The organism is Pseudomonas sp. OIL-1 (assembly GCF_010669185.1).
Lineage (GTDB): Bacteria > Pseudomonadota > Gammaproteobacteria > Pseudomonadales > Pseudomonadaceae > Halopseudomonas > Halopseudomonas profundi.
Genome location: NZ_CP048629.1, coordinates 1,776,669 through 1,790,124 on the forward strand (window position 1 = coordinate 1,776,669; position 13,456 = coordinate 1,790,124).

General features: G+C 57.0%; 15 protein-coding genes. 7 read left to right on the forward strand and 8 right to left on the reverse strand.

What is annotated here, in order from left to right; all coding sequences use genetic code 11:
• Positions 1 to 12 precede the first annotated feature (12 nt).
• Both G3M63_RS08385 and G3M63_RS08390 read right to left on the reverse strand, forming a co-directional pair.
• Entirely contained in the window at positions 13 to 1,074 is a 1,062-nt protein-coding gene (locus G3M63_RS08385) for an endonuclease/exonuclease/phosphatase family protein (protein WP_150301847.1), read from the reverse strand.
• 99 nt (positions 1,075 to 1,173) lie between these two features.
• Positions 1,174 to 1,356: a DUF2806 domain-containing protein gene (locus tag G3M63_RS08390; RefSeq protein ID WP_163981501.1), complete on the reverse strand. Its 183-nt coding sequence runs from the start codon at positions 1,354 to 1,356 to the stop codon at positions 1,174 to 1,176.
• A gap of 275 nt (positions 1,357 to 1,631) precedes the next feature.
• On the opposite strand from G3M63_RS08390, the gene G3M63_RS08395 reads away from it, so the two are divergent.
• The 3 genes from G3M63_RS08395 to mdoH are packed head-to-tail and all read left to right on the forward strand — an operon-like array spanning position 1,632 to position 5,597.
• Positions 1,632 to 3,182 (forward strand): glucan biosynthesis protein G, encoded by a 1,551-nt coding sequence (locus G3M63_RS08395; RefSeq protein ID WP_218573671.1) that lies wholly within the window; start codon positions 1,632 to 1,634, stop codon positions 3,180 to 3,182.
• A 10-nt stretch (positions 3,183 to 3,192) separates the two neighbouring features.
• Positions 3,193 to 3,444 (forward strand): hypothetical protein, encoded by a 252-nt coding sequence (locus G3M63_RS08400; RefSeq protein WP_163982591.1) that lies wholly within the window; start codon positions 3,193 to 3,195, stop codon positions 3,442 to 3,444.
• Positions 3,444 to 5,597 carry a glucans biosynthesis glucosyltransferase MdoH gene (gene mdoH / locus G3M63_RS08405; RefSeq protein ID WP_163982593.1) on the forward strand — a complete coding sequence of 718 codons (2,154 nt, stop codon included), beginning with the start codon at positions 3,444 to 3,446 and terminating at the stop codon, positions 5,595 to 5,597. Before G3M63_RS08400 ends, mdoH begins: the two co-directional genes overlap by 1 nt.
• Positions 5,598 to 6,025: 428 nt before the next feature.
• Here mdoH and G3M63_RS08410 read toward each other — a convergent pair whose 3' ends face one another.
• From G3M63_RS08410 to G3M63_RS08420, 3 genes are all read right to left on the reverse strand, one after another.
• Positions 6,026 to 7,222, reverse strand: coding sequence for a CaiB/BaiF CoA-transferase family protein (locus G3M63_RS08410; protein ID WP_163982595.1), 1,197 nt, complete (start codon positions 7,220 to 7,222; stop codon positions 6,026 to 6,028).
• A gap of 248 nt (positions 7,223 to 7,470) precedes the next feature.
• The gene (locus G3M63_RS08415) at positions 7,471 to 8,160 is read right to left on the reverse strand and encodes a DUF4142 domain-containing protein (RefSeq protein WP_150301842.1); all 690 of its coding nucleotides are present in this window, start codon (positions 8,158 to 8,160) and stop codon (positions 7,471 to 7,473) included.
• 130 nt (positions 8,161 to 8,290) lie between these two features.
• On the reverse strand, positions 8,291 to 8,668 hold the full coding sequence (locus G3M63_RS08420; RefSeq protein ID WP_150301841.1) for a Rho termination factor N-terminal domain-containing protein: 378 nt from the start codon (positions 8,666 to 8,668) through the stop codon (positions 8,291 to 8,293).
• A 173-nt stretch (positions 8,669 to 8,841) separates the two neighbouring features.
• Here G3M63_RS08420 and G3M63_RS08425 point away from each other — a divergent pair, with 173 nt between their 5' ends.
• Positions 8,842 to 9,060, forward strand: a complete 219-nt coding sequence (locus G3M63_RS08425; protein WP_150301840.1) for a PLDc N-terminal domain-containing protein — start codon at positions 8,842 to 8,844, stop codon at positions 9,058 to 9,060.
• 21 nt (positions 9,061 to 9,081) lie between these two features.
• Here G3M63_RS08425 and G3M63_RS08430 read toward each other — a convergent pair whose 3' ends face one another.
• The 3 genes from G3M63_RS08430 to G3M63_RS08440 all read right to left on the reverse strand — a co-directional run bounded on the left by G3M63_RS08430 (position 9,082) and on the right by G3M63_RS08440 (position 10,714).
• Positions 9,082 to 9,369 carry a hypothetical protein gene (locus tag G3M63_RS08430; RefSeq protein WP_150301839.1) on the reverse strand — a complete coding sequence of 96 codons (288 nt, stop codon included), beginning with the start codon at positions 9,367 to 9,369 and terminating at the stop codon, positions 9,082 to 9,084.
• 604 nt (positions 9,370 to 9,973) lie between these two features.
• Positions 9,974 to 10,252 carry a hypothetical protein gene (locus G3M63_RS08435; protein WP_163981502.1) on the reverse strand — a complete coding sequence of 93 codons (279 nt, stop codon included), beginning with the start codon at positions 10,250 to 10,252 and terminating at the stop codon, positions 9,974 to 9,976.
• 237 nt (positions 10,253 to 10,489) lie between these two features.
• On the reverse strand, positions 10,490 to 10,714 hold the full coding sequence (locus G3M63_RS08440; RefSeq protein ID WP_163982597.1) for a hypothetical protein: 225 nt from the start codon (positions 10,712 to 10,714) through the stop codon (positions 10,490 to 10,492).
• 176 nt (positions 10,715 to 10,890) lie between these two features.
• On the opposite strand from G3M63_RS08440, the gene G3M63_RS08445 reads away from it, so the two are divergent.
• The 3 genes from G3M63_RS08445 (at position 10,891) to G3M63_RS08455 (ending at position 13,424) form a co-directional block, all read left to right on the forward strand.
• Positions 10,891 to 11,373: an MgtC/SapB family protein gene (locus tag G3M63_RS08445; RefSeq protein WP_256669983.1), complete on the forward strand. Its 483-nt coding sequence runs from the start codon at positions 10,891 to 10,893 to the stop codon at positions 11,371 to 11,373.
• Positions 11,374 to 11,467: 94 nt separating this feature from the next.
• Positions 11,468 to 12,361, forward strand: a complete 894-nt coding sequence (locus tag G3M63_RS08450; protein ID WP_163982599.1) for a Ku protein — start codon at positions 11,468 to 11,470, stop codon at positions 12,359 to 12,361.
• Between the two features lie 208 nt (positions 12,362 to 12,569).
• Positions 12,570 to 13,424: an SDR family oxidoreductase gene (locus tag G3M63_RS08455; protein ID WP_163982601.1), complete on the forward strand. Its 855-nt coding sequence runs from the start codon at positions 12,570 to 12,572 to the stop codon at positions 13,422 to 13,424.
• Positions 13,425 to 13,456: the final 32 nt, after the last annotated feature.

The following is a 13,456-nucleotide window of genomic DNA, read 5'->3' on the forward strand; positions in this document are numbered from 1 at the left end:
CGGCGCCGCACGTCACTCTTCCTGATCGCGTGAGCGTGCTTCTTCGATTGTCTCGCGGGCTTGCTCTTTCTCCTCGGCGTCCGCTGTCGGCTTTTCGTGCTCATGCGCTTCGTCCGGCGTGTAGCAGAGCGTTGCCATGATGGGGAAATGATCAGAGCCAAACTTTTTCAGTCGCTTGATCGCGCACAGTTTGAAGTGCCGGGTAACGAATATATGATCGAGCGGCCAGCGTAGCAGCACGTGCCAGGCATTGTAGGTATTGAACATGCCACGGCCACAGCGCAGATCCAGCATCCCGCTCACGCGGCTGAACGTGCGGGTGGTACGGGACCAGGCGACATCATTCAGATCGCCAATCAATAATGCGGGCTCGTTACGTTCATGAATATGCTTGCCGACCAGCAACAGCTCGGCGTCACGCCAGAGTGACTCCTTGCTCTCGTTGGGCGCGGGTGGGCGTGGATGCAAAGCATGAAAATTGATGGTGCTGCCATCCCTGAGTTCGACGCCACCATGAATCGACGGAATGTCGTCCTGGATCAAGCGCTTGACCTCGATATCCTGCAACAACAAGCGTGAATACAGATGCATGCCGTACAGGTTGTCCTGGGGAATGCTGACCCGGTGTGGCCAGTCAGTCAGCGCGGCGTCCAGTTGCTCACCCCACCAGCTGTCAGACTCCAGAGTCAGAATAATGTCTGGCTGATGTTCCAGAATCTGGCTGATCAGACCCTCCGCGTTGCGGTTGGGGGTCAGCACATTGGAGATGAGCAGCGTAATGCAACTGTCCTTGTCCGCATCATCGGCGCTCAATACCTGCAACTTCCACAATCGCGTCCAGGGCAGAATACGGTACAGCTGGCCTGCCAGAACCAGGCCTCCGCAGACCAGCGTCGGGATCTGCCATGGCTCTTCGCTCCAGGCTGAAAGCACGATCACCAGCAAGGCCAGGGTTGCGATCTGCAGGCGCGGAAATTCGCACGCGCGCAGCCACCAGTCGTGCAGGCGGATTTTCGCCAGCAGTGTCATGCTCAGCAATAACAGGGCCAGAACGAATAATGGCAGTGTCAGCAAAGTCTCCTCCGTAAACGCACGTTATGGATCAGGCAACGCGGGCGCATGCCCTTTTCAGGGGCAGTTGAAATTACCAATGGGCAAATCAACAAGCGCGGGCTATTCACTCCTGCCGGTGTCGTCCTGGGCATTTTCATCGGTAGCCGGATCGCCCGCAGTCGGGTCGGTCTCACTATCACCTGCGGCTTTACGTGCGAGCTTTTCCTGACGCTTTTCCTCCTGCTGTTTGCTTTTTTTCAGCTCTCGCTGACGTTTTTCAAACGAGTAATTTGGCTTGGCCATGTAGCGCTCCTGATTGTGTACCCAAACAGTGTAAAGGATGTAGCGGCCGGTTGCAGAATACGCCCGTCCGGGTGAGTCCGGAACTTCATGATGGTTCCTGGCACTAATCAGCTGCGTATTTGTGTGCGTGGTCAGGGAAGTGGCCGACGGCCTGGCGGCCGAGGACACCAGGGCTGGTCCCGTTTCATCGCAGCCCGCGATCAAACGGAAACCGACCCTAACGGCCCGTTCGGGGTCAACTGTTTAGTGCTTGAATGCTCGCAAGGAACGGCTTAATGATGATCAGGTTTCTCCTCAGGGCATTGCCCTTCGTTTTGTCTATGCCGCTTCTGGCCCAGGAACAGAATTTCGACTTCGAAACTGTTATCGGAAAAGCCAGAGAACTGGCGTTGAATCCCTATGCGGCACCCGCTCAGGTGCCGCGCTTTCTTCGCGATCTCAATTACCAGGATTATCAGGGGATTCGCTTCAAGCCAGAGAGCAGCCTCTGGCACGACGACGAGACGCCGTTCAAGGTCATGATGATCCCGCCGGGGCTGTTCTATAACCATGCGGTGCGGATCAACGTCGTGGATCAGGGAGCAGTGGATCCGGTCAACTTCGAGAAGCGGCAGTTCACCTACCCCAATCCGGATATCGAGCGGTTGGTACCCGCCGATATGGGCTACGCAGGGTTCAAGCTGACCTTTCCCTTTGAGGGGGCTGATGTCATGAACCAGTTCCTCGTTTTCGCTGGCGCCAGCTACTACCGCGCGGTGGGCAAGGAAAACAATTTTGGCCTGTCGGGTCGCGGCATAGCAGTCGACACCGGATTGCCCAGCGGCGAGGAATTTCCCTCGTTTATTGAGTTCTGGCTCGAGAAGCCCGCAGGTGACGCGGAAGCCATGACCTTTTATGGACTGCTGGATGGCGAAAGCCTCGCCGGCGCCTACAAATTTACAGTCATGCCCGGCGAACAGACTGCGCTCAAGGTCGAATCGGCACTGTTCCCCCGCAATCCGGTGGAAATGCTCGGGCTTGCGCCGCTGACCAGCATGTTCTATTACGGCGAGAATACCTTGCTGCCGCCCGGTGAGTGGCGGCCGGAAGTTCACGACTCGGATGGTTTGCTGATACACGACGGCGACAGTGATGAATGGTTGTGGCGACCGCTGCGCAATCCCCAAACCCTGAGTATTGATTACTTCGCTACGCATAATGTGCGCGGCTTTGGTCTGCTACAGCGCGATACCGATTTCACCAGCTATATGGATCTTGAGGCCCGGTATGAAACGCGACCCAGCGCCTGGATCGAACCTGAAGGTGACTGGGGCCAGGGCCATGTAGTACTGGTGCAACTGCCGACCTCAGACGAAACCAACGACAATGTGGTGGCGTTCTGGCGCACTGATGGCCAGATCAGCAAGGAGCAGTCGCTGCATTTCAACTACACCGCACGATTTGGCGGTGACCGGGTGGCGAATGAACCTCTGGGACGTGCGGTAGATTCTTATCTTGGTGATGGCATGCGCGTGGGCGGCGGGACCCAGCCAGGTTCGGTTCGGGTGATCGTGGACTTCGCTGATGGCCCGCTCGCTGATCTTGAGCCAGACGCACCGGTCGTTGGCCATGTCAGCGGTCTGGAAGGCACCGAAGTGCTCGAGCATTTTGTCGAGTATGTTGAACCGCTGCAGCGCTGGCGATTATCCGTTCTGGCGCGGCCGGTAGCGGACAAACCCCTGGCACTGCGCGCCTATCTCGGTCAGCACGAAGACACTCTCAGCGAAACGTGGAGCTACGAGCTTCCGCCTGGCAACGGCGTGCTCGGTGTGATCCAGCGCAAATAAGGAGCTTCCCATGCAGCCGATCCGGGCTGAAATTGCGCTTGCCAGGGTGCTTGCGTATTTACAATGGACTGGTGTGAACATCGATGCAGGCGTCGAGCGACAGGCCTTGCGCATTGTCGCCGAGGCGCTTGAAGCGGATGCGCCGGATTTCTTTCAGGCTTGCATGGAGATGGTCAAAGAGCGCTTCGAATTATTGCCTGCCGGTGTGCCGGTGCCGGCCCCGCCGATCTGCCGCGGCAGTATCGGTTACGGCACGCACTGATGACTGCCCTCCGTTCAGAGTTACCCGAAGCCGACCGGCACCTGAGTGCGTCGCGCTGGCGCTGTGCCGCGGCGTGGCGCCGCAGCTTCCTGCTGCTGGCGGTGTTGTTGCAGACGGCCGTGGCTACCTATTTCATGCTTTCAGTGCTGCCTTATAACGGTGGCACCGCTCTGGAAATAGCCATGGCGGTGCTGTTCGCTATTCTGTTCACCTGGATTTCCATCGGCTTCTGGGTGGGGTTGATCGGCTTCTGCATTCGTCGGATCGGCGGCGATCGTCATTCACTTCTGGCGCAGCAGGATCAGGCCACGCTGGCGGGCACGGCGCTCGCGCGCACGGCGATCGTCATGCCGATCTACCACGAGTCGGTCGAGCGCAGTCTGAGTGGGTTGAAATCGGTATATCGCAGCCTCGAGCGCACCGGCCAGCTGGACCATTTTGACTTCCATATCCTCTCCGACAGCCGCGATCCGGACATATGGCTAAGGGAACAGACTGCCTGGGCGGGCCTGTGCAAGGAGCTGGGTGCCGGGGGCCGGTTGTTCTACCGACGCCGGACGCTGAATCTGAACTACAAAAGCGGCAATATCGGAGACTTTCTGCGCCGTTGGGGACGTAATTATCCGTATATGGTTGTGCTCGACGCCGACAGCCTCATGGGTGGACGAACGCTGGTGCGCATGGTTCAGCTGATGCAGCGTCATCCCCGTGTGGGCATTCTGCAGACCTCTCCGGCGTTGCTCAACGGCGAATCGGTATTTGCCCGCGTACAACAATTCGGCAATCAGCTGTATGGCCCATTGTTCACCACTGGCCTGGCAGCAGTGCAGCTGGGCGAAGCTGCATTCTGGGGACATAACGCAATTCTGCGGACCCAACCCTTCATGAAACATTGCGGGTTGCGCAAGCTGCCGGGCTGGGGGCTGTTTCGCGGACCGATCATGAGTCATGACTTTGTCGAGGCCGCTTATATGGGACGGGCCGGTCTGGAGGTCTGGCTTGAGCCAGGGCTGGATCAGAGCTATGAAGAGTCGCCGCCGACCCTGGTAGAAGAGCTGACCCGTGACAGACGCTGGGCGAAAGGGAATATGCAACATCTCTGGTTATTGTTGCGCGGCAAGGGCATGCGCGCCGCGCACCGCATGGCGCTAGTCAACGGCATCATGTCGTATTTTGCCTCGCCACTCTGGCTGGCATTCCTGGTGCTGACTACCGTCGAAGCAGCGCGCATGGTGCTGATGCCTATCGATTATTTTCCGGATCCGCACCAGCTCCATCCGCTCTGGCCGCAGTGGGAGCCGATACGCGCTGTCGTCCTGGTCGCCATTACCATGACGTTGCTGTTTCTGCCTAAATTCCTCGCGTTGATCGACGCGCTGTTGAGCGGGCGGGCCAGGGCGTTCGGTGGGTTCGTGCGTATGACTGCAGGCGTTTTGATGGAGATCTTTATCTCGGCCTTGCTGGCGCCAATTCGCATGCTGGCGCACTCACGGTACATCCTGGAGGCGGTGCTGAATGTCACTTTGCGCTGGGCCGGGCAGAACCGTGCGGGTGAAATTGGCTGGGGCAAGGCCATTCTCAACCAGGCGATAGGGACGTTGCTGGCGATCTCCTGGTCCTCCTTTGCCTGGTGGCTGGACCCGATGTTTTTCCTCTGGTCTCTGCCGGTCGCGCTACCACTGGTACTGGCTGCACCGATATTTGTCATCCTGGGCAAAGTGCGGGTAGGGCAAGGGCTGCGTCGTCGGAAGCTGCTGATGATTCCAGAGGAGACGCAGGGCTCGGACCTGGTCGATGGGCTTGCGGACACACGCGGGCTGGAGACGGCCAGCAGTGATTTCCCGGCTTTCTATGAAGCGGTCATTCATCCGCGAATCAATGCCCTGCAAGTCTCACTTGCCCGGGACAGGCGCCGTGGTCCACGTGCTGCCTGGCTTGAGCATCTCTGCCATGATTGTCTGGACCAGGGGCCGCGAGCGCTGGACAAGGTTGAGCAGAGTGCTCTGGCTGGCGATGCAACCTCTCTGCTCTGGCTGCATCGCCAGGCATGGCAGGCGCCAGTAGATTCGCCGTGGGGCCGCATACTCGGAATCCGCATGCAGGCGCGCCGGCGTGAAGACCAGGGGCTGCCCCCCGCGATTCTTACTGACTAGAACCTGATGCGGCATTTTCAATAAGCAGGGCTTCCGTCATATCTCGCACCGCTCGCGCAAGATTATAGGCAGGTTGCTGCACCTGCCTGAGTTGACCGCCGTAGTTGCCCGCAGCGCAAAATTATATGAAGGCTAACCTGAGATCAGAACAAACTTTTATGGACGTTGCGCTGTCCAAAATCTCAACGGGAACGGCCCAGGGGTATTCAGGCCCGACCGTTAAATAAATGGGACCGCAGATACATGCGGTTCAGCTCTTAATTTCATAAGAGGTAACCTCATGAATAACATCGTATACATCGTTGGCGCTGTGGTAATTGTCCTGGCTATCCTTTCCTTCCTTGGATTCCGTTAATCGCCTAAACGATGGCGCGTAACATAAGGCGCCTCGCAAAGCGGTCGCGTCGTGCAGGCACGGCGCCGTCCGCTTAAACGATCTTGCGTTGTCTTAATGCTTCGATCTGTCCCTGTGCATACCCGAGGTCTGACAGTACCGCATCGGTATGTTCTCCAAGGGCCGGCCCGGTCCACTCCGTCGACCCTGGGGTAGCGGACAGTTTGGGGATGATTCCCGGCATCTTGAACGGCTTGCCGTCTGGTAGTGTGCCCTGAGTAAACATGTCCCTAGCCAGGAATTGCGGATCGCTGAACATATCGGCGATTGAAAATATTCGGCTTGCAGGGACTTCCGCGCGCGCGAGTACATCCAACACCTGTTCCTGCGTCTGGCTTTCTACCCACTCATCAATTACCGCATAAAGTTCGTCACGGCGCACGTCCCGCCCGGCATTGTCGGCCAGGCTGGCGTCCTCCGCCAGGTCGTTGCGCCCAATAGCATGCATAAAGCGCTTGAAGATGGCATCGCCGTTTGCGCCGATCTGAACGGCCTTGCCATCACCACAAGTATGGATAGAAGAGGGCGTGATGCCCGGCATGATGTTGCCGCTGCGTTCCCTCACGAATCCCATAACGTCATATTCCGGCACCATGCTTTCCATCATGGCGAAAACCGCTTCATACAGCGCCACGTCGACCATCTGGCCCTCGCCGCTGCCGGCGTCGCGATGACGCAGCGCCATGAGCGCGCCGATCACTCCCCATAGGGCAGCGATGGAATCTCCGATCGATATGCCGGTGCGTACCGGTGGGCGATCTTCGAAACCGGTGATATATCTCAGACCCCCCATTGATTCGCCGACTGCGCCAAACCCCGGTTGATCTTTCATCGGACCGGTCTGTCCGAAGCCTGAGAGTCGAACCATGACCAGGCCCGGATTGAGTTCGTGCAGTGCGTCCCAGCCCAGTCCCCATTTTTCCAGGGTACCAGGCCTGAAGTTCTCAATCAGTATGTCTGAGTCGGCCAGGAGTTCGCGCAAGATGCGCTGACCTTCCGGGTGCTTGAGATCCAGCGTGAGCGACTTTTTATTGCGCGCCTGTACGAACCACCAAAGGGATGTGCCTTCATAGATTTTGCGCCATTTGCGGAGCGGGTCCCCGCCATCGGGCGACTCGACCTTGATGACCTCTGCGCCAAATTCCGCGAATATTCGCGCGGCGAACGGACCTGCGATCAACGTACCGAGTTCGACTACCTTGAGGCCCTTCAGGGGTTTGTTCGCGTTCATGCCAGCTCCGGTGCGTCGAATATCGAATCATTCTAACCGGATTGCGCTGCGCTTATAGCGCGGTGGCGTGTCGAGGTTTTGTGGCGCGTGAATCAAAGAGCTGAAAAGCCAATCCCCCCTAACCCCCCTTTGTCAAAGGGGGGAACTGGTCCGAGCTGTTGTTTATTGTTTTATTCCAGGCGATATCCTTTTGCTGCGACCCTTCAGCTTTCAGCTTCGATCTTCCAGCCTGGAGGTCGACGGGGATGTCAGTGCTTCGGATTAGCGGCATTTCCGCGGTTCTGTTGGGGTGTTCCTGTGCTGACCTCGGGCGCATCTTTATCGACCAACGGCATGCTGCTCGTCTGCGGGGCGGGCTTGTTCCCCGCGTCGTCTCCGGGCGATTTACGGTCGGCTTCGGATTTGTCGATTGGATGTGTTGGTGCTTCGCGCAGGTTTTTGGTCAGGGCCCTGGCCATTTTGAGATGGTGTTCGAGTTTGCTCAGTGTGGTCTGGGCAAAATTGCTCACTTCAAAATCGTCAAGTTGAGCGCCTTGCTGGAATATGGCAACGATCTGCTCATGTGCTGCGACCTGATGGTCCGCATAAGCAACATCGAAGCTATCCGCTTCCCGCAGGCTGAGCAGCATTGAGCGAGCTCTATTGATCAGGTCTGTTTCTTCGTCCAGTTCATGGCCTTTTTCGCGGGCTAACTGTCTGAGTTCCTTGTTGATTTCAAGGTGATCCTCAATCATTTTATAGGCGAAGGATTTCACCTCGACCGAATTGGTCTTTTCCAGAGCGAGTCTCGCTGCTTCGATTTCTGAGAATCCCTTGGCTGCTGCAGTATCGATAAAGCGCGCTGGCCCAAAGCTCTTCTGCTCTGACATCTTATGATAGATAAACGCGGCGGCCCCTAAGGTAGCGGCCCCGATAGTCAATGCTCGCAAGGTATTCATGAGTTCTCCCGGTTGGAAACTTATCAGTTCCAGAATGTGGTCTTGAGGCGACCGGAAGCCGGCGTGTTATGTAGCTATTGTTCCGGCCGCCGCGATCGCTATGAGTTGCAACGGTAATTCAACTGCTCTGTCAGGATGCTTTTTTCAACGCCTGAACCAGTTCCTGCTTGCGCATCGACGAGCGGCCATGAATGTTCTTTGCCCGCGCTTTCTGCATGAGCTCTTGCTTGGTTTCAGACTCAAGCGAACGATCCTCTCGAGGCTCACCCCGCTTGGTTGCGACTGCGCGCCGCGCGGACTGGCTGGCATCCTGGTGTTTTTGTTGTGAAGATTTCTTTTTTCCGGAGCCGCCGGAGCGTTCGCCGCCACCGGACTGTTTATTGACGGTGGCCCAGGCTCGCGCCTCGGCTTCACCTTCGGAGACGCCTTTCTCTTCGTAGCTTTCTTCTATGTGCTCGGCTTTGCGCTGTTGTTTATCGGTGTATTTGTCCTTGCTTCCGCGTGGCATGGAATATCCTCCTCGCCGCCAATGACAAGTCGTTTCGATTGTGTGAGTTATGACTGGACGCGGTTTGGCGAGTTCATCACGGGGGATGAACGGTGTAGCAGGCGTGGAATTTTTGAACTTGGCCGAGCGGGTGCAGCCATACTACTAGACAGTTTTAGTTGAGGAGCGGAACGATGGAACCCTTTTTACTGGTCGGTGTAACGCTGGTGGTTATTTTGCTGGTAGATATTTGGCTGGCGGCGAATATCCTCAAGAGCGACAAGCCGAAGCAGACCCGGTACGGGTGGATTGCGCTTATTTTTCTGTTGCCCGTCATCGGCTGGATAATCTGGGCGCGGATGGGGCCCCGGGGAATGGCGAAAGCGCCGGCTTCTCCAGAGCACAGTAAGTAGCACGATTTATCTGGGCGGCCCTCAATGGGCCTGAGCCTTGGCGCGCAGTGATGTGTTGTTACGCATAGCGCTCATGATAATCGTCGCTTCAATCTCTTCGAGGAGATGTCGGCCTAGTTGCCGCAGTGACTGAACGTCACGGTATTGATCTCGGCTGATACCCACTACAGTGAAATCTTCATCCTGATAATTGAGCTGGACGGTAAGGGTGCGATCCGCTTCAACCCTGCATTTGCTACGCACTGATCGCATGGAATTGTTCAATACGGTTTCGATGTCCGTAACGGTTAGGTGTTCAGACCTCTTCATGGCTAGCCCTGTGCTCATTGGATTGCCCCATACGCTCGATATAAGGTTGCTCGTCCCTTGTTTCAAGATCGTGGCAACAAACCGAAATGCGTCGGCAGATGGACACTGGCCGTCGGGATGCTCACCGAATATTCCGTTATTACGGAGAAGGTCCTGAAGCTGAACAGGCGGATTGAAAGGCGCCACAGATCAGCGCAAAGCTGCAGTGAGGCTGAGTCGTCAAGCGGAACCTGTCCGACTCCATTCTTCACGCATTGCTTCGCTAGTCTCGTCAGAAGTTCCTTCGCTATTTAATTTTTTTGGTCTTAGCAGTTACTTTTTTAGCAGTACCGTAACTTGTGAGCAAGCGAATTCTGAGAGTAGCTTAAGATTTGCGATGAGCAAATGCAGTATGGTCTCGCAATGGTACAAATATCGAAAATATATCCGGAATAGTTCGGGTGCACGCTGAGGAATTGAGCGTTGGAATTGACTAAGTTAAGCTAAAAATAGTCAGCGTTATTATATTTTGCAATATAAAGCGGTGCGGAACAGCCAACCCGTGGACGGGGTTCTGATGCGGGCGTTGGGTTTGGTGAGTGCGGACGCGACTGTTAAAGGTAGATCAGTCCGTACTGGTCCGTCTCTGTAGCAACAGCGCAGGTGTGATCGTCGAGGGTAGTCGCGCTATGGCGATCAGCAGCCTGAATCCTTTGGTTATAAGCCACAGGCGTGGGCGAGCGGGGTTGCGATGCGCCAGGTCTTGCTCAGAGATCGGCTCGTTTGCGGTGTCGGGATGTTCGAGGTAGTGCCGACGGGTGACGCGTAGTATTCCCCAAAGCGTTGAGCTGGCCAGCAGTAGCCAGCAGGCGATTAACAGTAATACATAACTTTCCGGGCTCATGGCCAACCTCCCTGGTTTAACACGAAAACCTGTCGGGGCTCCGTGCGTCATAAATGCCAGCTCGTATCATTACCAGCGTTAACCCTGAGTATTGGGCAGGTGCTGGGGCACAACCGCTTCGGCCGTAAATTGAACAAGCGAAGCGGTCATTCGCGATACGCTGTTGTGCTCCTTCGAGAACATGGCCACTTGATAGTTCCCGAATTATTTCTGTTTGAGACAGTCGGTCGGGTCTGCTCAGGACTGAATATGGTGTGAAGGGGTTGTTCCTTCTTCCTTGGGTTCCACCATGTGCTGAACCTGCACATCGGTCACGTTTCCGGTTCCAATGTCAGGGTTTTTATCCTTGATCAGCGGAAGCGCCTGCTCAGGCGTCAGCGTCTGGGCATCGGACTCGATTTCACAGGTCTGCGGTTGGTTGTCCAGGATGTAGCTCACGAGGAACAGGTTTTTCTTAGCCATGGGTCTCTCCATTTTTGGGGTGTGATACTCAGGTAGACCTTGGACTGACACCCATTAGTTCCGTCGCCGCCAGGAGGCAATCAAACTACTAAGCTGAGCGGTAGTCACAGCAGAAGCGGGGCGTTGGGTCGCTGCTGCTCGGCATGGAGCGATAGAGGAATGAGGAGGCAGAACAAGTGTGGGACACGATACTCGCCACCATAATCAGCGAGTTTTCCGATCTGGATGATATTGAGAGCGCAACGCGGGTGACCATGCGCTTGCTGATCGCGGCCTTTCTCGGCGGGCTGCTTGGCTACGAGCGTGAGCAGCAAGGCAAGGCGGCCGGCATCCGAACGCACATGATGGTAGGCCTCGGCGCTGCGTTATTTGTTGTCGCGTCCTTACAGGACGGGGCTATGGACGACGCCATGAGCCGGGTCATTCAGGGTATCGTCGCCGGGGTGGGCTTCCTCGGGGCGGGGACTATCATCAAGACCGAAAGCCTCATGGACGTCAAAGGGCTCACTACCGCGGCGGGGATCTGGTTCACCGCGGCTATTGGTGTCGCGGTCGGGCTTGGGCATGAGATGACCGCGATGGTCAGTACCGTGATCGCTCTGGTCATTCTGCATCTCCTGCCATTGATCATGCGCCGCGAGGAGGAGCGCGGGCCCTGAGGGTGAATGACCCTCCGCTCATCCCAATCCGGGAATGAAACTTTTCCCGGTGCATCAAGGTCATCCGAAGACAGGCTAAACGCGAGTAACGGCAATGCCCCGATCAATCTGGAAAGGTGCAATCAGTTTCGGCCTGGTCCATATTCCTGTCGGTCTGGTCTCGGCTACTTCCTCGCAGGGAGTGGATTTCGACTGGCTGGACAAGCGCAGCATGGATCCGGTCGGTTACAAGCGCATCAACAAGACTACCGGCAAGGAAGTCACCAGTGACGATATCGTCAAGGGCGTCGAGCTGCAGAAGGGTCAGTACGTAGTCATCAGCGAGGATGAAATCCGCGCTGCGCACCCGGAAGCGACCCAGACGATAGATATCTTCTCGTTCGTCGACAGTGCGCAGATTCCGCTGCCCAATTTCGAGAAACCCTATTACCTGAGCCCGGTGAAGCGCGGCGAAAAGGTCTACGCCTTGCTGCGTGAAGCCCTGGTTGAGACTAATAAGGTCGCGCTTGCCAATGTGGTGATACGGACCAAGGCGCGCCTTGCTGCGCTGATGCCGCTTGACGGCGCTCTGATGCTGGTGATGTTGCGCTGGCCAGCCGATGTGCGTGGGCTGGAAACGCTTGAATTGACCGATGCCGTAACCGAGGCGAAGGTGACCAAGAAGGAACTGGATATGGCTACCCGGTTGATCAAGGACATGAGCAGCGACTGGCAGCCGGAGGAATACCGCGACGACTTCCAGGACAAGATCATGGAGCTGGTCGAAGAAAAGGCGGCCAAGGGCAAGATCGAGTCGGTGGAAAAAGAAGAGAGCGTCGAGCAGCGTCGCAGCGCCGATGTTACCGACCTAACCGAACTGCTCAAGCGCAGCCTGGGCGGCAAACCTGGGGGCAAGGGCGGCGGCAAGGCGCCTGCGCGCAGCAGCAAGGCCAAGAGCAGCCACAAGGAAGATGAGGCGCCAAAACCTAAACGGGCCTCACGCGGCTAGATCCAGGGGCGTCCCGCGGGCACATCGCGGTGATAAGACGCCCCGCGACACCTTGGCCAGGTCCGGACAACCACCCCGAACCAATTCATCTGCGGGCGTTCCCGTCTCCACTTCATCCGCTTATTGCCGATCCGTCCCGATTGACAGGAACCAATGTTTCCGCGGTTCTGTCCGAAGATACACGTGGTTTTCACCTTCGGAGGTCATTATGTCCGAGCAGACGCTTCCCCCCCAGCATCAGAAACACCGCCCCGGCAAAGAGGGCGAAATGCATCCAGAACCCATTTATATTTCCGAGCAGTACAAAGCCGCAGGCAAGCTGGAGGGCAAGGTCGCAATCGTGACTGGCGCTGACAGCGGTATCGGGCGTGCCGTGGCTGTGCACTTCGCCCGGGAGGGGGCCGATATCGTCATGCTGTATCTCGAAGAGCATGCCGACGCAGAGCACACCCGCAAGGAAGTCGAGCGTGCCGGGCGCAAGGTAAAGGTTTACGCCGGTGATGTGGCCGAAGAGGCCCTGTGCCGAAAAGTGGTAGAGGAAACGGTCGCCGAGTGGGGGCAGATTCACGTGCTGGTCAACAACGCCGGCGAACAGCATCCGCGCAAGAACCTTGAGGATATCCCTCAGGAACAATGGGAGCAGACCTTCCGCACCAATATTTTCGGCATGTTTCAGCTGACCAAGACAGCCTTGCCGCATATGCAGTCCGGTGCGTCTATCATCAATACCACGTCGGTAACGGCCTACAAGGGCAGCCCCATGTTGCTCGACTATTCCTCTACCAAGGGTGCCATCACAGCCTTCACCCGTTCGTTGTCGATGAACGTGGCCGAGCGCGGGATCCGGGTCAACGGGGTGGCGCCCGGCCCGATCTGGACGCCGCTGATTCCTTCCACCTTTGACGCCGAAAACGTTGAAACCTTCGGCGCCAATACCCCGATGAAACGTCCCGGGCAGCCCGCCGAGCTCGGCCCGGCCTACGTCTATCTTGCCTGTGACGACTCCAGCTATATGAGTGGCCAGGTTCTTCACATCAACGGTGGCAGTGTCGTTAACGGTTGATAGCCGATGAGTGCACCGCCCGACTTTCCACT